General features: G+C 47.6%; 17 protein-coding genes. All 17 read right to left on the bottom strand.

The annotated features are described in order from the left end of the window. Nucleotides 1-81: 81 nt before the first annotated feature. On the bottom strand, nt 82-1,458 hold the full coding sequence (gene rlmD / locus ACFODW_RS14435; protein WP_390307487.1) for a 23S rRNA (uracil(1939)-C(5))-methyltransferase RlmD: 1,377 nt from the start codon (nt 1,456-1,458) through the stop codon (nt 82-84). Nucleotides 1,459-1,575: 117 nt separating this feature from the next. Then, nucleotides 1,576-2,487, bottom strand: coding sequence for a diacylglycerol kinase (locus tag ACFODW_RS14430; RefSeq protein ID WP_390307486.1), 912 nt, complete (start codon nt 2,485-2,487; stop codon nt 1,576-1,578). Nucleotides 2,488-2,681: 194 nt separating this feature from the next. Then, entirely contained in the window at nt 2,682-4,112 is a 1,431-nt protein-coding gene (gene gatB, locus ACFODW_RS14425; RefSeq protein WP_390307485.1) for an Asp-tRNA(Asn)/Glu-tRNA(Gln) amidotransferase subunit GatB, read from the bottom strand. Beyond that, a complete protein-coding gene (gatA, locus tag ACFODW_RS14420) occupies nt 4,112-5,578 on the bottom strand; it encodes an Asp-tRNA(Asn)/Glu-tRNA(Gln) amidotransferase subunit GatA (RefSeq protein ID WP_390307484.1) in 1,467 nt (488 codons plus the stop codon). The genes gatB and gatA overlap by 1 nt, the downstream gene beginning before the upstream one ends. Before the next feature lie 12 nt (nt 5,579-5,590). Next, complete coding sequence (gene gatC / locus ACFODW_RS14415) at nt 5,591-5,881, bottom strand: Asp-tRNA(Asn)/Glu-tRNA(Gln) amidotransferase subunit GatC (protein ID WP_390307483.1); 291 nt, start codon at nt 5,879-5,881, stop codon at nt 5,591-5,593. A 239-nt stretch (nt 5,882-6,120) separates the two neighbouring features. Next, entirely contained in the window at nt 6,121-7,644 is a 1,524-nt protein-coding gene (gene putP / locus ACFODW_RS14410) for a sodium/proline symporter PutP (protein ID WP_390307482.1), read from the bottom strand. Between the two features lie 541 nt (nt 7,645-8,185). Continuing rightward, on the bottom strand, nt 8,186-8,329 hold the full coding sequence (locus ACFODW_RS14405) for a hypothetical protein (protein WP_390307481.1): 144 nt from the start codon (nt 8,327-8,329) through the stop codon (nt 8,186-8,188). Nucleotides 8,330-8,344: 15 nt separating this feature from the next. Beyond that, nucleotides 8,345-9,625 carry a helix-turn-helix domain-containing protein gene (locus ACFODW_RS14400; RefSeq protein ID WP_390307480.1) on the bottom strand — a complete coding sequence of 427 codons (1,281 nt, stop codon included), beginning with the start codon at nt 9,623-9,625 and terminating at the stop codon, nt 8,345-8,347. Between the two features lie 270 nt (nt 9,626-9,895). Next, nucleotides 9,896-11,002, bottom strand: coding sequence for a CamS family sex pheromone protein (locus ACFODW_RS14395; protein WP_390307479.1), 1,107 nt, complete (start codon nt 11,000-11,002; stop codon nt 9,896-9,898). Between the two features lie 16 nt (nt 11,003-11,018). Beyond that, the gene (gene ligA / locus ACFODW_RS14390; protein ID WP_390307478.1) at nt 11,019-13,022 is read right to left on the bottom strand and encodes an NAD-dependent DNA ligase LigA; all 2,004 of its coding nucleotides are present in this window, start codon (nt 13,020-13,022) and stop codon (nt 11,019-11,021) included. A gap of 18 nt (nt 13,023-13,040) precedes the next feature. Continuing rightward, the gene (gene pcrA, locus ACFODW_RS14385) at nt 13,041-15,263 is read right to left on the bottom strand and encodes a DNA helicase PcrA (RefSeq protein ID WP_390307477.1); all 2,223 of its coding nucleotides are present in this window, start codon (nt 15,261-15,263) and stop codon (nt 13,041-13,043) included. Between the two features lie 17 nt (nt 15,264-15,280). Beyond that, a complete protein-coding gene (locus ACFODW_RS14380) occupies nt 15,281-15,961 on the bottom strand; it encodes a heptaprenylglyceryl phosphate synthase (protein ID WP_390307579.1) in 681 nt (226 codons plus the stop codon). Between the two features lie 348 nt (nt 15,962-16,309). After that, the gene (locus ACFODW_RS14375; protein ID WP_390307476.1) at nt 16,310-16,612 is read right to left on the bottom strand and encodes a YerC/YecD family TrpR-related protein; all 303 of its coding nucleotides are present in this window, start codon (nt 16,610-16,612) and stop codon (nt 16,310-16,312) included. Between the two features lie 25 nt (nt 16,613-16,637). Then, entirely contained in the window at nt 16,638-17,708 is a 1,071-nt protein-coding gene (locus ACFODW_RS14370) for a DUF3048 domain-containing protein (RefSeq protein ID WP_390307475.1), read from the bottom strand. A gap of 45 nt (nt 17,709-17,753) precedes the next feature. Further along, the gene (locus tag ACFODW_RS14365; protein WP_390307474.1) at nt 17,754-19,496 is read right to left on the bottom strand and encodes an adenine deaminase C-terminal domain-containing protein; all 1,743 of its coding nucleotides are present in this window, start codon (nt 19,494-19,496) and stop codon (nt 17,754-17,756) included. 169 nt (nt 19,497-19,665) lie between these two features. Beyond that, the gene (purD, locus tag ACFODW_RS14360) at nt 19,666-20,934 is read right to left on the bottom strand and encodes a phosphoribosylamine--glycine ligase (protein ID WP_390307473.1); all 1,269 of its coding nucleotides are present in this window, start codon (nt 20,932-20,934) and stop codon (nt 19,666-19,668) included. A 29-nt stretch (nt 20,935-20,963) separates the two neighbouring features. Further along, nucleotides 20,964-22,496 carry a bifunctional phosphoribosylaminoimidazolecarboxamide formyltransferase/IMP cyclohydrolase gene (gene purH / locus ACFODW_RS14355; RefSeq protein WP_390307472.1) on the bottom strand — a complete coding sequence of 511 codons (1,533 nt, stop codon included), beginning with the start codon at nt 22,494-22,496 and terminating at the stop codon, nt 20,964-20,966. Nucleotide 22,497: the final 1 nt, after the last annotated feature.

The following is a 22,497-nucleotide window of genomic DNA, read 5'->3' as shown; positions in this document are numbered from 1 at the left end:
TCATCGTATTATTTCACATTATTTATATATATTCACTTGAAAATCTGTTAAAAAGTTATGGATTCTCGAACTCGTGCTCTTCTATTTCTTCTCCAACAGCGCCACACACTCCACGTGATTCGTCTGTGGGAACATATCCACCGGCTGTACTTCCTTCGTTTCATAGCCGCCGTCTTCGAGAATGCGCAGGTCCCTGGCCAGTGTGGATGGGTTGCAGGATACATAGACGATCCGGTTCGGCTCCATGTCGATCATTGCCTGCAGAAAGTCCACCTCGCAGCCCTTTCTCGGCGGGTCGACAACGATGACGTCCGGATTGAGTCCCTGCCGCTTCCATTCGGGCATGACGGTTTCTGCCTGGCCGACATGGAATTCGACGTTGGTGATGCCGTTCAGTTGGGCATTCTTTTTGGCGTCTTCGATAGCTTGCGGGACTACTTCGATTCCGTAGACTTTCTTCGCACGCTGGGCGAGGAACAGTGATATCGTACCGATTCCGCAATAGGCATCAATGACCGTATCCTCGTTGTTGACCTGTGCATAATCAAGCGCCTTTTGATACAGCATGTCTGTCTGCTGCGGATTTATCTGGTAGAAGGACTTTGGAGAAATGGCAAATTTGATATCGCCGATCGTATCATGGATATATTCCTCTCCCCAGATGATCTTTGTCTTCCTTCCAAGAATGACATTGGTCCGCTGCTTATTGATATTATGGACAATCGACTTTACATGTGGGAAGGTTTCCGTCATCTCGCGAATCAGTTCCTTTTCATATGGCAGTTCTTCCGTACGGGTAATCAGCACAATCATCGTCTCATTCGTCTCTCTGCCTGTCCGCACCATGATATGACGGAGAACGCCTTTATCTTTCTTCTCATCATATGCTTCAATGCCGAGTCGGTTCGCAATCCGGCGTACGGCATGGACGGAGCGGTCATTCAACTCGTCCTGGATGACACAGGTTTCCATATCCTTGATAATTTCATGGCTGCGCATGCGGTAAAATCCGGTGATCAGCTCGCCATCATTCTCGCCTACCGGGATTTGCACCTTATTGCGGTATCTCCATGGGTCTTCCATTCCGATAGTGGGATGTACCGGCACATGGTCGAGGTGGGCGATTTTCTTCATGACATTCTTCACTTGGTTCTGTTTCATCTCCAGCTGCAGATCATAGCTCATATGCTGGAGCTGGCAGCCGCCGCATTTATAAAATACATTGCAAGGCGGTTCCACCCGCTGGTCGCTTGACTGCTTCACCTCGATCAATTTTCCGAAGCCGAAGTTCTTGTTTGCCTTGACGACTTTGACTTCCGCTTCTTCCCCCGGCAGGCCGTATGGGACAAACAGCGGATAGCCATCCACTTTGGCCACACCGTTTCCCTCATGGGTTAGATCCTCGAACGTGAGTGTAAGCTTCTCATTCTTTTTCACAGGAGCTTTCTGTTTCGCCATTTATCTATCTTCCTTTTCGATTTATTTCCAATTTACCGTTGTACTACAGCTATAAGCATCTTATCATATGTTTTGCAGAAAAAGCATTTCTTACCAACAAAAAAGAAGACTACTGAATCAGTAATCTTCCCTATTGATGAATACTTCCGGTACAGCAAACTCGATATGCTGCTTCAAATTGGTGAATTCGCCTGGCAGCATTCCGCCGTATTCACCGTCAATATTCAGCTGCATCTTTTCGTCCGTGGTGACTTTTATATGGTTCGCCTGAGTATAGAGAATGCGTTCATCCTCCAGGTGCGCCCCCCTCATGGCCAGGGAGACCAACCGGATGAATTCCGCCAGATTCATCTTTTTCAGGATAAGCAGGTCAAATTGGCCATCATTCATTTTCGCCGACGGTGCGAGCTTCTCAAACCCGCCGACGGAATTGGTATTGGATAGAAGGAAAAGCATGATATCTTCATCCAGGACTTCTCCATCATATTCGATCCTTGCCCGGGTCGGTTTCAAAGACGGGAGCATTTCCACTCCCTTAATATAGTAGGCCATCTGGCCAAGCATTGTCTTCAATTTACTCGGAACATCATAGGTGAGCTCCGTGAGTTTGCCTCCGCCGGCAATATTCATGAAATACCTGTCATCATCCACTCTTCCGATGTCGAGTAGCATGGATTTGCCGTCAACGATGACATCTACGGCCCTTTTTATATCACGCGGGATATGGAGTGCCCGTGCAAAGTCATTGGTCGTACCGACTGGTATGATCCCCAGTTTCGGCCGGTGACTTTGTTCAGCCATCCCATTGATCACTTCATTGATTGTTCCATCACCGCCGGCGGCAATGATCAGATCATACCCTCTCTCCACCGCAGTTTTTGCCGCCTCTGTGGCATCCCCTGCACAAGTGGTTGCATGGGCAGATGTTTCATAGCCGGCAACTTCCAGCCTTTCCAGTACGGTCGGCAGCTCTTTCTTGAAAGCTTCCCGGCCAGATGTCGGGTTATAGATGATCCTGGCTTTTTTCATAGAATTTTCCTCCCCATTATCTCCAGCTGCAGGGCCGCTTGGCAGCTCATCATTCAACTGCGTCCAACCAATATCATAGCCCTTTTTTCCTTATTTGAAAAGGGGGCATGATTTCGGCCGGTAGCGGCTCCGACAGACAGACTGCCGCCATATGCATGACGGCAGTCTTTTACCTCGAGCAGGTTTGGAGATAATTACCTGTTATCCAATTCTTCCTTCAGGATTTTATTGACCATTGGCGGGTTGGCCTGTCCTTTGGTCGCCTTCATGACTTGGCCGACCAGATATCCCATTGCCTTACCCTTACCACTCTTATAGTCGGTAATGGATTGTTCATTCTCATCCAGCACTTTGGTGATAACCTCTTTCAGCTGGCCTTCGTCAGAAATTTGGACAAGTCCTTTTTCCTTGACGATTTTCTCTGGGTCACCGCCATTCTCCACCAGTTCGGCAAAGACTTTCTTGGCGATTTTGGAAGAAATTGTGCCGTCTTCAATCAGCTGGATCATCTTAGCCAGACCATCCGGCGTGATGGCCAGATCACTAAGATCCTTCTGATGCTTGTTCATATAGGCGGAAACCTCACCCATCAGCCAGTTGGAGACATGCTTCTTATCTGCACCCTGGTCGGTTGCTTCCTCAAAGAAGTCCGCCATTTCCTTGGAGCTGGTCAGTACATCAGCATCGTATTCCGGCAGGCCGAGTTCCTCTACATAGCGCTTCTTCCGTGCATCAGGAAGCTCAGGAATTTCCGCACGTATACGCTCTTTCCAATCTTCGTCGATGTACAGCGGAACAAGATCCGGTTCAGGGAAATAACGGTAATCATCTGAACCTTCTTTGACACGCATCAGGATAGTTTCCTTGGTCTTCTCATCATAGCGGCGGGTTTCCTGCAGAATTTCACCGCCGGCCAGCAGTTCTTTCTCCTGGCGCTTCTCTTCAAATTCCAGACCTTTTTGGACAAAGTTGAAAGAGTTCAGGTTCTTCAATTCTGTCTTGGTTCCGAATTCTTCCTGGCCGATCGGGCGCAGGGAGATATTCGCATCACATCTCAGGGAACCTTCCTCCATTTTCACATCGGAAACACCCGTATACTGGATGATGTTCTTCAGTTTTTCCAAATAAGCATAGGCCTCTTCCGGTGAACGCATATCGGGCTCGGAAACAATTTCAATCAATGGTGTGCCCTGACGATTGAAATCGATAAGGGAATGTCCATCATCACCGTGGGTCAGCTTACCGGCATCCTCTTCCATGTGCAGGCGGGTAATGCCAATGCGCTTCTTCTTGCCGTTCACTTCGATTTCAATCCAGCCATTTTCCCCGATCGGCTGATCAAACTGGGAAATCTGGTATGCTTTCGGGTTATCCGGATAGAAATAGTTCTTCCGGTCAAACTTTGTATTGGTTGCGATATCACAGTTCAAGGCCATTGCCGCCTTCATCGCAAAATTCACCGCTTCCTCGTTCAATACAGGCAGTACACCTGGGTAGCCGAGGTCAATCGGGTTGATGTTCGTGTTTGGTTCCGTGCCGAATGCATTCACACTCGGGCTGAATATCTTGGTATTTGTTTTTAATTCGACATGGACTTCCAGGCCGATAATCGTTTCAAAGTTCATTATTTGGCACCTCCAACTTGAGGTCGTTTCAAGTGATAATCCGTTGCTTGTTCAAATGCATGTGCTGCGCGGTATACTCTCTCTTCATCAAAATGCTGTCCAATGATCTGCAGCCCTACCGGCAGGCCGTTCTCCCCGAATCCGCATGGGATGGAAATGCCGGGAACCCCTGCCAGATTGACCGGGATAGTGAGAATATCATTGGCATACATGGTCATAGGATCCTCTGTTTTCTCGCCGACACGAAAAGCAGGTGTAGGAGCGGTCGGTCCAACCACTACATCATAAGATGCGAAAATTTCATCAAAGTCCTGTTTGATCAGCGTGCGGACTTTCTGAGCCTTTTTATAATACGCATCATAATAACCGGAGCTTAACGCAAAAGTCCCAAGCATGATCCGGCGCTTCACTTCATCTCCGAAACCTTCACTGCGCGATTTCTTGAACATATCGATCATATTCTCCGCATTTTCGGAACGGACGCCATAGCGGACACCGTCAAAACGGGCCAGATTGGCAGATGCTTCCGAGGAAGCAATCAGGTAATAGGCTGACAGTGCGTATTTGGAATGCGGCAGGGATACTTCTTCCCAGGTCGCACCAAGGGATTCATATACCTTCAAGGCATTCATGATGCTTTCTTTCACCTCAGGGGCGACCCCTTCAGCGAGATACTCTTTTGGCACGGCAATCTTCATGCCTTTTACATCACCGGTCAATGCTTCTGTAAATTTAGGCACTTCGACAGCGGCACTGGTAGAATCCTTCACATCATGCCCGGCAATCACTTCCATGACGCGTGCATTGTCTTCTACATTGCGGGTCAGAGGGCCGATCTGGTCTAGGGAGGAAGCAAAGGCAACCAGGCCGAAACGAGATACACGTCCATATGTAGGCTTCATCCCGACTACCCCGCAGTAAGCGGCAGGCTGACGGATGGAACCGCCGGTATCGGATCCTAAGGAAAACAGCACTTCTCCGGCAGCTACGGAAGCCGCAGAGCCGCCGCTGGAACCGCCTGGTACATAATCCGTATTCCATGGATTACGGGTTGACTCATAGCTTGAGTTTTCATTGGATGACCCCATCGCAAATTCATCCATGTTCAATTTCCCGATATTGACGACTTTTGCCTCATTCAATTTATCCATGACAGTTGCATCATACAAAGGGTCCTCGAAGTTATCGAGGAACTGGCTCGCACAAGTTGTACGGAGCCCTTTGGTCACGATATTATCTTTGATTCCTGCAGGCATGCCGAATAACGCTTGAGACTTGTCCTCCAGCTTATCCAGCTCCCGCGCCTGGGCAAGAGCCTCTTCTTCATTCAATGTCAGGAAAGCTTTCACATCTCCATCAACTTTCCGGATCTGTTCATAGGAGGTTTTCACGAGATCTTCGACGGTAACCTCATTATTATGTAGCATTTCTTCCAATTCTTTTATCGTATGATCAAATAATGACATCTTCTGTCCTCCCTACTCCAAAATAGATGGTACTTTGAATTGACCTGCTTCATGATCCGGAGCATTCTTCAGCGCATCCTCCTGGCTGATCCACTCTTTCGGCTCATCCTTGCGCAGCACATTCTTCAAGTCAATGACATGTGTGGTCGCTTCGATATGGTCGGTGTCCACTTCATTCAGTTGATTGGCATGCTCGATAATTTCAGCCAAGTGTTCGGTGAACATCTCTGTTTCTTCTTCGGTGATTTCCAGCCTTGCCAGATTGGCGACATGTTTCACTTGATCCTTTGTAATCTCTGCCATTAATTTCACCCTCCAATATGCATTTCTACATTTTTCATCTATGTGTCCTAATATTATACCTTAATTGTCAACACTATTGATAATAGCAGAGTTGGAGGGGGTGCCGCAACTGACAGGTTGCCGCAATAATCGGCTAAGCACCCCCGGCGCAGTGGGGTGGACAGTAATAGAGCCGAATAGGTAATTTCTTGCCCATGAAAATAACCCACCTCCAGCATAAAGGCGAAGGTGGGTGACTATTAATACTCTTTTAATTTCTCTGTGGCGGCAGTAAATTCTGCTTCTATTTCCTTGTTCGGCTTTCCTAACAAGCTGACAACAATTGTGACAATCAAGTTCAATACGAAACCTGGCAGCAGTTCGTACAAGTCGAACAGCCCGCCTTCCAGCATGCCTCCCCAGACAAGGACAACAACTGCACCTGTAAGGATACCGGCGAAGGCACCGTTTCTGGTAATTCCCTTCCAGAACAAGGACAGAATAATGATCGGCCCGAATGCGGCACCAAACCCTGCCCATGCATAGCTGACCAGTTCAAGTACACTGCTTTCCGGATTCATCGCAATCAAGGTAGCGATCAAGGCGATGATCACGGTAGCAATCCGCCCGATCCAGACGAGCTCTTTAGAGCTGGCCTTCTTGCGGAAAATAGCTTTATAGAAGTCCTCTGCTACAGCGGAGGAAGATACCAGCAGCTGGGAGTCAATGGTACTCATGATTGCTGATAGAATAGCAGCCAGAAGAATACCCGAAATCACAGGGTGGAACAACAGCTGGGAAAAGGCGATGAAGATAGTTTCCGGGTTACCCAGCATTTGTATTCCGTCTTCGGTAACCACATTGATGCCGAACTCATCCAGCAGGGAAACATCCTGTGTGCTGATGAAGGCAAGCCCCATAAAACCAGTGAAGATAGCACCATATAGCCCGAGAATCATCCACCATGTTCCAATCAGACGCGCCTTTGGTACATCCTTAGGCGAACGCAGGGCCATGAACCTTACAATGATATGAGGCTGGCCGAAGTAACCCAGCCCCCAGGCCAGTGAAGAAACAATGGCCAATAGACCGACACCCTCTACCATATTCAAATGGCTTGGATTGATTTCTCCGACAGCTTGTACAGCAGCATCCCAACCGCCCATTTGCGTCAAAGCGACAATCGGAACGGCAATCAATGCCAGAAACATTAAAATCCCCTGGAAAAAGTCAGTCCAGGCAACCGCGAGAAATCCCCCTAGCAGGGTATAGGATACGACTACAATCGCACCAATCCATAAGGCTGCCTGATAAGACAGTCCGAATGAGGCCTCAAACAATGTTGCTCCGGCAACCATCCCGGAAGAAGTGTAAAACGTAAAGAATAATAAAATGACTAACGCAGATACGACCCGCAAAATATGGGATTTATCTTTGAATCTATTTTCCAGAAAATCCGGTATAGTAATAGAGTCATCGGCTACTTCCGTATAAACACGCAGCCTTTTGGCGACAAACTGCCAATTCAGATAGGCACCGACCGCGAGACCGATCGCCATCCATGCTTCTGACATCCCGGCAGCATAAATAGCTCCAGGCAGCCCAAGCAGCAGCCAACCGCTCATATCCGAAGCACCCGCACTTAATGCAGCCACTCCTGGTGTTAAATTCCGTCCGCCCAATACATAATCGGACAGGTTATTGGTACGGCGGTACATGATCACACCAATGACCAGCATACCTATCAAGTAAACGATAAAAGTTAATAATGTCGTCAAACCCATGGCCTATTTTCTCCTCCCTGTAAAAAACGTAATCAATGATAGCAGGAGGACAATGGGCATTGGTACAAAAAGCCAAAACCATGTAGCTCCCTGTATAGCATATTCCATATTCGAATCCCCTTTCCGAATCTTGACGCGATTATGAATTCCGCGTCACACACAATTTATATACTTTCACATAATGCGTTTTTTTTCAAGCGTTTTTATAAGCATAAAGTCGCATTCCACCGCCATTGTAAGCGCAATCAAGTCTGAAATGGGCACAATTGGCCGGATTATGTATGATATAACAGCATATGATGAGCAGAGTGGTTGAATCTTTCATTAATCTGCCTATTTTTGACGTTTATCTCGAACATTCTCCCAGATTAAACGAATAAAATTTTTTTTCTTTACTAACCGATGACCTTCCACATAAATAAAGCGCTTCCATTATCTGGGATGAAATAAAAAAAATCCCGGAACGGTTTCCACACCAATCCGGGAAAGTCCATCTTATGTTAATAGGTTCAAATAGTGTTCCTGACTGAGACACTAAGACTTAGTAGAATGATTTAGGCTTTTCCACTGAAAAAATAGTCGGCTCCACTTCAATAGCCAAGTCCTGAGGCTGATTGTCCTGAGCGAACAGGAAGCCAGCAACAAGGACTCCACCCAAAGCCAATGATGCAATGATCTTTTTCATATTTTCTCCCCTCCTTTAAAGGTTGATTAACTCCTCATAGGTTGAATTTGCAAGTTTATAGTATTTCACTGAGTCTTTGTACTTTCCAATAGACTCAAAGTGAGCAGCTAACATGTTTGAATATACAACTAAATTGGCATAATCCTTTTGCTCTTTTAAGTAAGGGATGAACTCCTCTATCACTAGTGACCTGAATTTTTCATATTCTCCCTTAGTAGCATAGTTGTAGGTATGGATCATATAGTAGAACAGTTTATAACTCATCTCATCTTTTACTGTTTCAGCTATTTCAAAGGCCTTTGTAATAGTTTCTTCCATTTCCTCGTGGGAATTACTATCCTCATAGTACTCTTTAATTAATGAAGTAATAGCAGCCAGTCGCTGATAACGGGATACTTCCTCATCCTCGCTGACTTCCATGAAATATTGGATAGCTTCCCGTGAGTTCCCAATGGCAGAGTGAAGGTATCCTAGATTAAGGTTGGTCAATTGGATGACACTTTTGTCCTTATTAAGTTCACCTAGGTGTCGTGCCAAATTATAATTCTTAATCGCTTTTTCATACATTTTTATCCGGCGATAGGAGATACCAAGCACAATATGACTTTGGGCGCATCTTCGGAAATTATATTCCTTCATATAGATTTCCAATGCCTTCTCGGCAAAATCGATGACTTCCAGTGTATTACGAAGCTTGCTGTGGGTGACTGCCATTATGTAGTGAAGATCGGCTATTTCCGCTTCTTCGATATCCACCTTGTTGACTTTCTCCTCGGCCAGCTTGTAAAGTTTGATCGCCTGATTGAATTCCCCTATGGTCGAATTGTAATTCCCTCTGAATTTGTACCAGTAATACTGCTGAAGATGATCAAAGGAATCCGCCATTTCATTCAGCTCATTAATCTTATCCAGCGCTGCATCCTGCTCACCCAATACAAGGTGATACCTGATTTTATGGATCTCGAACATCAGCAGGTTCTCCGACAGGTTACTGTTCATTAGTTCCTGGATTTCTTGGTATGTCGCAATGATTTTTTCTTTGTCTGTGGATTCAAACAGTATGCTGTACCATTCTTTGCATTTTTCCTGGATGGTCATATCCAGGTCATTGTTCAGTTGGACACCAAGCCTGGTACAGAGCATTTGAATGATTTCAGGGCTGGCCTCTGTCTTCTTGTTTTCGATTTTTGATAAATAGGACAATGAAACAATTCCTTTTGCCAGTTCCCCTTGTGTCATATCTTTTTTTGTACGTTGTAGTTTGATAAAGGAACCTATATCTATCAATATGCCCACCCTAACATCAGCTTGTATTTCCTTAACTTGGTATATTTATATTATAGCATAGATTCAGATAATTCATATTGGGAAAATCAATAGAAAAACGGGCAGTTTTTCATCAAAAACGCCCTGAAAATATTCTCGATTTTCCTCAAACAGGAAAATCAGCCCTATTTTTCCTCAAAATGGGCTGATTTTCGATAATATGACTATTGTCATAGGTTGATGTTTTCCTTTTTTCTCTATAGTAGCTCAGAAGGGTCTTCTGTACCATATAAATCCCATTTAATGGAAAATATGTACAGTCGGCTCCTCTTCTCCTGACTCACGGTAAATGAGGCTCTCCATCTTCGTGCTGGACTCTACTTTAATTTCAAGGTCATAGTAGTCAGGGAACATTTCTTGGACCAGCCCGTAAATATACTGGCTGAATCCAATGACTTCCGCTTTGCCGTAAAAATCAAGCGGAATTTCAATGGTAAGCTTCTGCAGCTCCTCGTTTACATAGAAGCCTTCCCCAACAATTCCGACATAGTTTGGGAAGAACTCCGCAATCTCATTACCGAAGCTTGTCACAAGTTCCTGATCCTCATAGTACTTTTCCCTGCCTTCCGAAGACGGAAATAGGATATATTCTTCGTTTAAATCCTGCCAACTGCCGATAGAGCTGCTGTCACCTGATACATTTGTCGTCGCTACAAAGCTTCCAGGCACGGGTGAATTCTGCTCGGCTTCCCGGTAGATAGCAAACATGACAGGAACGTTCTCCAGTCCCTCAATCTGTCTGATACGTTCCAGCACATCCTGGGCTATCTCATCAGCTTTCTTCATCATTTCCTCTTCGGAAATATCCTCGTAATAGTCCGGCCCACCGCTTTCCTCTTGGAACCGATAGACGGATTTCATTGCCAGGCCAATGGAAATCCCCGCGAGATTCACTGCATTATCCTCTCCCTGCACAAGGTAATTCTGCTCGAGGATATGGGAGAGATAACGCGGGTTATCACGATGGAACTCTTCACCGGCGCCTTCTTCCACTTTCGGATTCAAATCATCAATCCATTCATATGTCATTGACTCCGTTATATACTGGCCTTCTTGGAAAAAATATCTGTCCGGGTCATAGACCTCCTTGGAATGCCTCCTCAATCCCTGTTCAAACTCATCGATATCCACACGATTTGCGACCTGTCTGTTGATTACCCCTCTGGCAGCACTTGTCTTATACGGGAGAATCATGCGGTAATTCTCCTCTTCCAGCTTGGCGCTCGGGACGATAGAGGTCTCCTCTCCGGAATCCTCTTCCTGAACCACTTCATCCTCATTATTGTTAGGTGCACAGGCCACAAGGAAAAGAAGAATGACCATCAGGCAGCCGTTTAATTTCTTCATATGGCAGACGTCCTCCTCACCTTTCCAATGCTTCTTTCAACTGCTGTTCTTCCCAAATCGTCACTCCCAATTCATTTGCTTTATCATACTTGGAACCGGCGTCTTCTCCAGCAATCAGGAGGTCGGTCTTTTTGCTTACACTGCCGGTGACAGAGCCGCCCAAGGCCTCGATAGCCTGCTTTGCTTCTTTGCGGCTGAAGCTCTCCATCTTCCCGGTAAGCACCACCGTCTTCCCGGAAAAGAAATGATCCTCCGCTGCCTCTTCCTTCTTCGGCCCTTTATACTCCATATTCACACCGAGTTCCCGCAGCTCATCCAACAGCACTGTCACCTTTTCTTCGGAAAAGTACTGGACAATGGAATCAGCCATTTTGTCACCAATTTCGTTGACCGCTGTCAATTCCTCATAAGTTGCCTGCTGCAGCCTCTCCATGGTTTCGAATTCCGCAGCAATTGTTCTGGCCGCCTTTGAACCGATGAAGCGGATGCCAAGGCCGAAGAGCAGCTTTTCCAGAGAGTTTCCCTTGGAGACCTCAATGGCCTTCAGCAGGTTGTCTGCCGACTTTTCCCCCATACGCTCCAGTTCCAACAGCTGGCCTTTTTCCAGGCGGTAGAGGTCTGAGATGGTGTAGACCAGATTCTCACGGAACAGCTGAATGATCACCTTTTCCCCCAGTCCGTCAATATTCATCGCATCACGGGAAACAAAGTGGATCAGCCCTTCCTTTAGCTGAGCCGGGCAGTTTGGGTTGATGCACCTTAGCGCCACCTCTTCCTCCAGCCGGACGAGCTCACTGCCGCAGTCCGGGCATGAATCCGGCATATGGTACTCCTCTTCATTACCTGTCCGTTTATCATGCAGGACACGGACCACTTCCGGAATGATGTCTCCGGCCTTTTTGACGACTACTGTATCACCGATCCGGATATCCTTCTCCCGAATCAGGTCCTCATTATGAAGGGAAGCTCGTTGAACGGTTGTACCGGCAACTTTCACTGGGGTAAGTATCGCTGTTGGAGTAATCACGCCCGTCCTTCCGACGCTCAGTTCTATGTCTGTCAGTTCCGTGACAACTTCCTCTGCCGGGAATTTATAGGCAATAGCCCAGCGCGGGCTTTTCGCTGTATAGCCCAGCTCTTCCTGCTGGTCCAAATCATCGACCTTGATGACGATACCGTCTATCTCATAGTTGAGGTTTGGCCGTTCGTTGGTCCAATACTCGACATATTCCATGACTTCTTCGATGGTGTCGCATTTCTTCCATTCCGGGTTCGTCTTAAAGCCGAGTTCTTCCAGCTTCTTCAAACGCTCGCTGTGGGAGGTAAGTTCACTATTCTCCCACTCTCCGACACCATACAGGAAAATATCCAGATTGCGCCTGGCCGCAATTTTCGGATCCAGCTGCCTCAAAGACCCTGCAGCAGCATTTCTAGGATTGGCAAAGGGTTCCTCTCCCCGCTCTTCCCTCGCCTTGTTCAAAGAAAGGAAGGATTTATGCGGCATGAATGCTTCCCCGCGAATTTCCAAAGTCTCTGTCTCCTTAATGGTTAGCGGCATGCTGCGGATGGTCCTCAAGTTACTTGTGATATCTTCTCCTGTGGTACCGTCCCCGCGGGTCGCCCCCCGGACAAATTTCCCGTTTTCATAGGTGAGAGACACAGCCAGTCCATCGATCTTCAACTCACAGACAAATGAGACAGGATCATCTGTCCCTTCCGCCGCTCTTCGCGCAAAGTCACGCAGGTCCTGTTCATTGAAGGCATTGCCAAGACTGAGCATCGGAATGTTGTGCTGCACCTTCTCAAAAGCATCAAGCGGCTCCCCGCCGACACGCTGGGTCGGGGAGTCCGGGGTGACAAGGTCCGGATATTCCGCTTCCAGCTTTTGCAGCTCCTGCAGCTTCTGATCATATTCCGCATCCGGGACGCTGGGCTTGTCGAGGACATAATACTCATAGCCATATTGATTCAGCAATTCTCTTAGTGCATTTATCTGTTCCTGTGCCTGCTTGCGATCCACAGCCAAGCACCTCCTGTTCTACTCTTTCGTGATCGGGGCAAATTTGGCAAGTACCCGCTTGACGCCGACAGGGGCTGGAAATGCAATATCCAATTCCATCGCCTCCCCGTTGCCTTGAACTTTTACCACGGTACCTGTACCCCACTTTTTATGGCTTGCTTTATCACCGGGTGCCCATGTCTCACTTTCAGCCCCGGTCGTCTTCTGGATCCTTTCCGCTTTGCGTTTGGCCGGTGCAGGACGGTCTTTCTTCGGCTTGGCCATACCTCCCCCGAACATCTGCTGTTTCGTATCTTCCATTCCATCGATCAAGTCATCAGGAATTTCATTGATGAAACGACTGACTGGATTCATGTTCGTCCGGCCGTATAAAGTACGCATCTTCGCATGGGTAAGGTAAAGCTCCTGTTCTGCCCGGGTGATGCCGACATAGGCGAGCCGGCGCTCTTCCTGCATTTCTTCTTCATCGAACATGGTTCTGCTGTGCGGGAAGACATTTTCCTCCATACCGATAAGGAAAACGACTGGAAACTCAAGACCTTTGGCCGCATGAAGGGTCATCAGGGTAATCTTAGGCTCTTGATCTTCTTCCTCATCATCCATATTATCAATATCTGCGACAAGGGCAAGATCGGTCAAGAAGGCAATCAATGTCTTATCTTCTGCTGTTTCTTCAAAGTCCTTCGTTACTGTCATGAACTCTTCCAAGTTCTCTAAGCGGCTCTGTGCTTCAATGGTCCGTTCATTCTTCAGCATCTCCACGTAGCCCGTCCGCTCAAGCACAGCCTCCACCATATCGGTAGCGGTCAGGAATTCCTGCTGCTTGCTCAATGTCTCAATCAAATTTCCAAAGCCTGCCAGGGCATTGGCCGCTTTTTTGGAGACACCAGTGAAGTCCACTTCTTTGACCGCCTCGTTAAAGGAGATATCATGCTCAGCTGCATACGCCCGCAACCGGTCAATCGAGGTTTTCCCGATTCCGCGTTTCGGCACATTGACGACACGTTCGAAGCTCAAATCATCATCGGGATTGGTGATCAGACGCAGATAGGCAATCATATCCTTGATCTCTTTCCTGTCATAGAACTTCGTACCGCCGACCATCTGATAGGCGATATTTGACTTCATCAACGTGTCCTCCATCGCACGGGACTGGGCATTCGTCCGGTAGAGGATGGCAATGTCATTCGCGGAGTAGCCTTCCTCCCTCGTCAGCTCCTGGATTTTATCGGTAACGAACAGTGCTTCCTCCTGTTCTGTTGCGCCTTGATAATAATGAATATTCTTGCCATCAGGGTTTTCCGTCCAGAGGTTCTTCGGCTTTCTTCCCGGGTTATTTTGGATCACTTGGTTCGCCGCAGACAAGATAGACTTCGTAGACCGGTAGTTCTGCTCCAAAAACACCGTCTTGGCCGTCGGATAATCATTTTCAAAGGAGAGGATATTGGTGATATCCGCCCCTCGCCAGCGATAGATCGACTGATCAGAGTCGCCGACAACGCAGAGGTTCTGATAACGGCTTGCCAGCTGTTTCACCAGCGTATACTGGGCATGGTTCGTATCTTGATACTCATCTACATGAATGTACTGGAATCGGCGCTGATAGTATTCGAGCACTTCCGGCACCCGCTGAAACAGGTGAATGGTCTGCATAATCAAGTCATCAAAATCAAGCGACTGATTTTTCTGCAGACGCTTCTGATAAGCTTCAAATACCTGGGAAACCTGCCTGTCATAGAAGTTCCCGGCATTTTTGCTGAATTCCTCGGGCGTGATCAGTTCATTTTTGGCAGAACTGATCTGCCCCAGCATTGCCCGGGGATCAAATTTCTTTGGGTCGATATTCAAATCTTTGAGAATCTGTTTGATGACGGACAGCTGATCACTGCTGTCCAAAATACTAAAATTACTGCTGTAGCCGATCCGGTCAATATCCCTTCTGAGGATCCGGACACACATGGAGTGGAAGGTGGAGACCCACATTTTCATACTTTCTGGGCCGACCAGCCTGCGTACCCGCTCTTTCATTTCACGGGCGGCCTTATTGGTGAAAGTGATGGCCAGAATATTATGGGGCGCTACATCCTTCTCATGGAGCAGGTAAGCAATGCGGTGGGTCAGAACACGTGTCTTCCCACTTCCCGCCCCTGCCATAATCAGCAATGGTCCCTCTGTATGTTTTACCGCTTCCTGCTGCTCCTTATTCAACCCTTTTACTAAGTCACCCATTGTTTGACTCATTTTTACACCGCCTTGTATTACTTATCTTTTATTGCACGCACCGTTTTCAGCGCCTTTTTGATATCCTCGTAAATCACATTGCCGACAATGACTGCGTCCGCATGCTGTTTCATTTCCAGTGCCTGTTCTTTAGTTTCAATGCCGCCGCCATAAAACAGCTTTGTCTCCTTCAGTTGGCCCTTAACCTTTTCAACCAAGGCCGGGTCACCATATTTCCCGCTGTATTCCATGTAGAATATCGGCAGATGGAACACCTTGTCCGCCATATAGGCATAGGCAATGACATCCTTATCATCCGGCAGATAGCTGTTCGTATATGTGAATGCCTTGGCATCCTCGTTCAAAATACAGTAGCCTTCAAAGAAAGTCTCACTGTACTCCATCATGTCAATATATTGTTTGATCGCCTGATGCTGGACATCCATCATCCACTTTTTCTCTTTGGAATTCAGCACCATCGGAATCAAATAGTAGTCAAACCCTGGTGTGAGTGCCTCCATTTCCGACACTTCCAGTACAACCGGCACCATATGCTTGCGGCGGATCCGTGACAAAAGATCCAGTACCCCGTCCAATGTGACATCATCCGTGCCGCCGACAATTACTGCATCCGTACCAGATTCACAAACCATATCCAGATGCTCATCGGATATTTCCTTAGCAGGGTCAAGTTTGAATATATGCTTCCATTCATTCATTGTAGTATACAACTTTGTAATCCTCCATCATCATATTCGATTAGTTTATTATACCAAAAAACATGTTGGGAATTTAGGGATATGGGCGGGTTTTTTAAAGAGGACTATAGCGAAGTTGATACACAGGTGCTTCGGGCGGATTCCCGCGTGGGTGCTGGCGATAAAATAGCGCTACTGCTGATTCCCTGAGTGTGCTGCCGATAAATTCCAGCTACTGCTGATTCCCCACGCATGCTGCCGATAAATCCGCGCTGCTGCTGGTTCTCCCGGCGTGCTCTGATTCCGCGAACCCCTCCCCAAACCTGACCAAACAAAAACCGCTCCCCGGTTTTCAGGCAGCGGCTGCTGTTATTTCTGTTGATCTTCCATCAAGCGGTCCAGCACCATTTTGTACCCGTCGCTTCCGTAATTGATGCAGCGGCGTACTCTGGAGATGGTCGCAGTTGATGCGTTGGTCTTTTTTTCGATGGCATTATATGTACTTCCCTCTGTCAGCATTTTTGCGACCTGCAGACGTTGGGAAATGGAATGGATCTCCGACATTGTCGCAATGTCATCGAAAAAGCGATAGCATTCTTCGCGATCCTTCAATGAAAGGATCGCGTCGAATAATTGGTCTAATTGCTCTCCACGTAATTTATCTATTTGCACGACGAGACCTCCTGCGTTTACGAGATTAATGGGAAAGGTGAACTGATTCGCTGATTCCCGGATTGGCCGGCACAACATTAATCCAAGTGTTGCCTGGAACGAAGGCTAGAGGGCTGCCGTCTAGGACAGGAATGATCCGGCCATTTCTGTTCTCCCACTGCACCTGTTGCATTCTCCCTTTCTGCAGCAGGTAGGCAACCCCCCCTGAGGTCAGGTCTACCGCACGGCGCCCCTGGTCATCAATGATTTGGTGGCTTGCCTCTACAATGAAGACATTTTCCACCTCTACAGGTTCACCAGATTCCAGTTCCACTGTCTGCTCACGATCATTGTACCTTTTATATGCTTCCGTACTTTCATCATAGTAGAACTCCACGATTTCCATGGGATTGGTGCCATAGGTGATCTCTGCATAGCTGACATCCTCGCCGCCAAGTTTCACTAATTCCTGATCGGTCAGAAAAGGGAGCGGATCATATTCAGCCTGCATGTCATAGCCTTTCCTTTCAGCTGCCGGGCGCACTCCTTCTGTCAGCAGATAAGAGTTATGCGGCGCCTGGCGGAAATTCTCCCGTGTAAATAGTGTACCATTATCATCATACATTGCGCCGTCCAGGTGTTCAATTCCGCGGCTTGCAATCATCTCATTGATAAACCCGGCCGCTCCATGGTAGACATATAGTGCACCGTAGCTCTCTGCCAACTCAAAATAGTATTCCCTTGCACTCCGTACGGGACCTATTTTCTCCGGCAATTCGCTTTGGTAGATAGCAAGCAGTCTAGTAATATTCCCTTCTGCCAGGATTTCAAACACCATGTCGGCGTCAGTCAAGCCAGACTGCGGCCTGGCTTTTGAATGATTATTGATCATAACTGCTACCATACGATGATCCGTTTCTCTATTTGTTCCAAGTCCAGTTAGCGGATATTTGTCCGAATATTCCTTTTCTTCGCCTTTCCCTTCCTCTTCTCCGGCAGGCGGTTCGCTCTGCTTACTCTGCTCTTTTTCGGCATCTTCCTGCGCGCCACCCGCTTCTTCAGAACACGCTCCCAGCAGCAAACCCGCCGCAATGAGAACATACAGGTATTTCCTCATTCCCCCACACCTTTTCTAAAAAGTCTCTTTATCTAATAGTATATGTTAACACATTGTGGCAGGGAAAAGTATTTCTCTTTTCTTTACGTCCACAATACCCTGCGGTGTGATCCTTACATACGGAAGATGGGTAGATGACAGGAAAAAGATCGAGTAGACCGGGTCGCCGAAAGTGTATCCATACTCCTGCAGGCAGCTCTTCAATTTTTTCTCTTTTTCAATCAGGGCTTCCATTGGCCCGTCGAACATGAACCCGCTCAAGGAAAGAGGTATTTCCAGGATTATTTCCCCCTCGTGAACCAGAACGATTCCTCCTCCTATTTCTTTCAGGCGCTCCCAGGCAAGCAGTATATCCTGCTTGCTTTTGCCAATGAACACCAAATCACCTGTCGTCGAATAGGAACTGGCCAGTGCACCGAGCCGCTGTGTAAAACCTTTAATGGTGGTGTTCACCCGCCATTTCCCTTTCCGGTCCAAAAGAAGCAGAAAGGCATCGGGACGGTTGTCAGGAATCTTATCCAATGTGATGTCCGTATCGATTGCATAGGGATTCATAATGACGTCATTATCCATCCTTAAGCCTACCGGCGTGGAGAACTGCAGCTCATCCTCTGTCAAATCCCAGTCGAATTCCAGAGAGTTGAATCCATACCGCTTCCAGTCAATTGTTGTCTGTATATCCTGGATCTCTCCTTTCTTCACAATCCACTTCCCCTTGGCCAGCACGCTTTCCGGGATCGGCTCCTGTTTATCACTCAGTATGTTGATGTGGGCGAGCCTTCCCGGAGCTATGCTTCCTAGCTGTTCATCCATACCGATATGTTTGGCTGCATTATAGCTGGCCATCCGGTATGCTTCCTCCACCGGTGCCCCTTTTTCAATCGCAATTTCCACACATTGATTCATCATGCCATGCTCATAAAATGCCGGGGTCGATCCATCTGTATTCATGGTCAGATTATCATATGCATGAAGCCCTGATTCCACAATTTCCTCCATCAGCCGAGGCAGATCCGGCCTGATGGAAGAATGCCGCAGCCCGACCTGATAGCCAAGCTGGAGCCGTCTGACCACCTCATCCCCCGTCATGGATTCATGGTCGGCATCCACACCCAGAAGCTTCATTTTTGTGAGCGTTTTTTCAGATGCTCCCGGGAAATGGCCTTCCACCGGCTTGCCATGGCGCTTCGTCTCTTGGATCCAATAGAGGAGCCGGTCATCACCTGCCAAAAGGCTCGGCCAGGAAGTCAGTTCCCCGCCTTGCACAACAGCGGGATGGGAAATCCAATCCAGGATATCCTGTGTATTGAACAGTTCCTCTTCACTCTGGGACATTGTCTGTGAATCAAACCTGGCCCACCAGAACATGGACACCGGATGATTGCAGAATTCCTCCAATAAAGAAAACGCTTTCTTTTTATCTAAAGAAAAAAGCCAAAGCATATTATCATTGACCAGTGTGGTTGTTCCATATCTGGCAGCATGGTGAGCCAGCACGTCTGGATTATACAGTTGGAAGGGATGGGCATGCGGTTCCACATATCCGGGCACCAGATATTTATCCGTACAATCCACAACCTCTGTCCGGTCAAGATTTTCCGGCAGTTTATCCCCCACATATACAATGCGGTCATCCACTATCCATATATTTGCGGAAAGCCATTGCTTTGTAAACATATTCAAATAGGTTCCGTTCTTCAATATCATTGTCGGTGGCTCTTCGCCATCAACGACTCTGACATGCCTGCGGATTTCGCGGTTTCTCCAATAGGTACCATTCTCCAGCATATATGTCTCTCTCCACTCTTTAACATTAGTTTTTATTATTTTATCACATTTGTCGCTTTATTGCAGTGAAGTTTCTGTAAATTCTTTTACATTTGTGAAATAATATTCAATCCAAGCCCGCCACCATTGGAAACGGTTACTTTATTTTTTTCAAAAAAGCATGAAACCATTAAATGGTCTCATGCTTCTTAAGATGGGCCCCGATATCTTTCCGGTAAAAATACCCTGGGGTGGAGCCCGCGGATTTCAGGAGCTGATACACAAGTTCTCCTGCTTCTGTCATAGTTTGTGCTGTTGCACCGGCCAAAAGCACCCGGCCGCCGTCGGAAACAAGCCTGCTGCCGTCCTGCTTGGTACCCGCATGGACAATATATGCGCCAGCGACGGAATCGAACTCAGGGATTTGCACTCCTTTTTGATAGGAGCCCGGATACCCTTCCGATGCGACCACCACACCAAGGCAGGCCTTATCCTCCCATTCGAGTCCCGGATCTTTTCCGTCTAGGACATCTGTCAGCACTTGCACCAGATCGTTTTTCAGTAATGGAAGCACGACCTGTGTCTCCGGATCGCCGAATCTGGTGTTAAACTCGATCACCTTAGGGCCTTCATCCGTCATGATAAGGCCAGCATACAGGATGCCTGTAAAGGAACGGCCCTCCTGCAGCATGCCGTCAGCTGTCTTCTGCAGGATTTCCCTCTCAGAGAAAGCGAGCTGCTCTTCGCTGATATCATCAGCAGGAGCAAATGCTCCCATGCCGCCTGTATTTGGACCTGCATCCCCATCGTATGCCCGCTTATGATCTCTTGCTGTAACCATGGGGTGGACATTTTTACCATTCACAAAGGCCATCAGTGAAAATTCACGTCCCTCGAGGAACTCTTCGATGACAATTTTTGTACCGGCATCGGCAAAAGATTTATTGATCAGCATTTCATCAATGGCTCCGGTTGCCTGTTCGGTCGTTTCCGCCACGATGACTCCTTTTCCCGCTGCCAGGCCGTCAGCCTTTACAACGATCGGCGCGCCCTTGGCCATTACATATGCTTTCGCTTCCTCTGCATCTGTAAATGTTTCATAGAGTGCTGTTGGTATGTCATATTTTTTCATGAACTCCTTGGCAAAACTTTTGCTTCCTTCCAGAAGTGCTGCCTCTTTTGTCGGAGCGAAGACTGTCAGTCCTTCTTCCTGAAACCGATTGGCAATGCCGGCATTGAGCGGGTTCTCCGGCCCGACGATGGTCAGGTCGACCTCCTTCTCCCGCGCAAGGTTCACCAAGCCCTCGACATCCATTTCATCTACCGATATACATTCCGCCTGCTCCTGTATTCCTCCGTTGCCGGGCGCAGCATAGAGATTTGCCACTTTCCCGCTTTCCGCAAGTTTCTTTACAATACTATGTTCACGACCACCGCGGCCTACAACCAAAATGTTCATCGAAAAAGCTCCTCCCCCTTCATTCTCTATTAATGTTTGAAATGGCGCATTCCTGTATAAACCATGGCAATTCCATGTTCATCACATACATCGATGGAATCCTGGTCACGCTTGGATCCCCCTGGCTGGATAATTGCTGTGATTCCTGCTTCCACCGCAGCCTGTACTGTATCAGGCATCGGGAAAAATGCATCAGATGCCAGCACTGCACCTTTCGCCTTGTCTCCAGCCTGGTCAATGGCAATCTTTGCAGAACCGATACGATTCATCTGTCCGGCACCTACACCGACAGTCTGGTCATCTTTGCCAAGCACAATCGCATTGGATTTCACATGCTTGACCGCTTTCCATGCAAACAGCAGGTCGGCCAACTCTTGCTCATTCGGCTTTCTCTTTGTTGCCACTTGGAGGTCCTCTACACTGACTTCCCCGGCGTCATTGTGCTGGATCAATACCCCGCCTTTTACTGTGGTCAGCTTATGGTACGCTTCCTCTTCATCCTTCATATCCAGCTTGAGAAGACGGATGTTTTTCTTACGTGTCAAGATTTCCAATGCCTCGTCTGTAAAGGCCGGAGCGATGACGATTTCCAGGAAGATTTCGCTCAGTTTCTCTGCTGTATCTGCTTCGATTTCGCGATTCACTGCGACAATACCGCCAAAGATAGAAATTGGATCAGCATCATACGCTTTTCCAAACGCCTTGAACAAATTCTCACCGACTCCGATTCCGCATGGATTCATATGCTTGACGGCAACCGCACTTGGCTGCTTGTACTCTGCCAGGATTTCCAGTGCAGCATTGGCATCCTGGATATTATTATAGGAAAGCTCTTTTCCGTGCAACTGCTCTGCGTCGGCAAGGCTCATCCCTTTGCTGAGAGGATTTTTGTAGAAGGCCGCATCCTGATGCGGATTCTCCCCATACCGCAGCGTTTGTACCTTTTCATATGTAACCGTATAGTTCTCAGGGATTTCATCTCCTGTCTGGCCGGAGAAGTAATTGGCGATCATGGCATCGTAATTTGCTGTGTGACGGAACACTTTGGCAGCAAGGCTCTTGCGTTTTTGTGTATCCAGGCTGTTCTCCTTCAGGCCTACCAATACATCGGAATAATCAGCTGGGTCCACGACCACGGTGACATCCTCAAAATTCTTGGCTGCAGATCGAAGCAGGGACGGGCCGCCTATATCGATATTTTCAATGATATCTTCTTCGGAGACTCCCTCTTTCTCCAGTGTCTGCTTAAATGGATAGAGATTGACAACGACAATATCTATCGGAGAGATGCCGTTTTCTTCCATTTGTGCTATATGGCTTTTATTGGATCGTTTACCAAGCAATCCGCCATGGACTTTTGGGTGCAGGGTCTTTACACGGCCATCCATGATCTCCGGAAATCCAGTGACATCATCAATCGGTGTAGCTGGAATCCCCGCCTCCTTTATGGCTTTAAGGGTACCGCCGGTGGAGATGATCTCTACATCCAGTTCGGACAGTCCTTTCGCAAATTCTTCGATGTTTTCTTTATTGGAAACACTGATTAATGCACGTTTCGGCATG

It is taken from the genome of Virgibacillus sediminis (genome assembly GCF_042643265.1).
GTDB lineage: Bacteria > Bacillota > Bacilli > Bacillales > Amphibacillaceae > Virgibacillus_O > Virgibacillus_O sediminis.
This window is presented reverse-complemented; position numbering and strand designations above follow the sequence as displayed.

Bases quoted from the DNA above. Each gene is read 5' to 3' on its own strand.
- purD (WP_390307473.1), bottom strand. From the start codon at position 20,934: ATGAACATTTTGGTTGTAGGCCGCGGTGGTCGTGAACATAGTATTGTA.
- gatB (WP_390307485.1), bottom strand. From the start codon at position 4,112: ATGAACTTTGAAACGATTATCGGCCTGGAAGTCCATGTCGAATTAAAA.
- rlmD (WP_390307487.1), bottom strand. From the start codon at position 1,458: ATGGCGAAACAGAAAGCTCCTGTGAAAAAGAATGAGAAGCTTACACTC.
- ACFODW_RS14395 (WP_390307479.1), bottom strand. From the start codon at position 11,002: ATGAAGAAATTAAACGGCTGCCTGATGGTCATTCTTCTTTTCCTTGTG.
- ACFODW_RS14370 (WP_390307475.1), bottom strand. From the start codon at position 17,708: ATGAGGAAATACCTGTATGTTCTCATTGCGGCGGGTTTGCTGCTGGGA.
- putP (WP_390307482.1), bottom strand. From the start codon at position 7,644: ATGGGTTTGACGACATTATTAACTTTTATCGTTTACTTGATAGGTATG.
- pcrA (WP_390307477.1), bottom strand. From the start codon at position 15,263: ATGAGTCAAACAATGGGTGACTTAGTAAAAGGGTTGAATAAGGAGCAG.
- ACFODW_RS14405 (WP_390307481.1), bottom strand. From the start codon at position 8,329: ATGAAAAAGATCATTGCATCATTGGCTTTGGGTGGAGTCCTTGTTGCT.
- purH (WP_390307472.1), bottom strand. From the start codon at position 22,496: ATGCCGAAACGTGCATTAATCAGTGTTTCCAATAAAGAAAACATCGAA.
- ACFODW_RS14380 (WP_390307579.1), bottom strand. From the start codon at position 15,961: ATGAATGAATGGAAGCATATATTCAAACTTGACCCTGCTAAGGAAATA.
- ACFODW_RS14365 (WP_390307474.1), bottom strand. From the start codon at position 19,496: ATGCTGGAGAATGGTACCTATTGGAGAAACCGCGAAATCCGCAGGCAT.
- gatC (WP_390307483.1), bottom strand. From the start codon at position 5,881: ATGGCAGAGATTACAAAGGATCAAGTGAAACATGTCGCCAATCTGGCA.
- ACFODW_RS14430 (WP_390307486.1), bottom strand. From the start codon at position 2,487: ATGAAAAAAGCCAGGATCATCTATAACCCGACATCTGGCCGGGAAGCT.
- gatA (WP_390307484.1), bottom strand. From the start codon at position 5,578: ATGTCATTATTTGATCATACGATAAAAGAATTGGAAGAAATGCTACAT.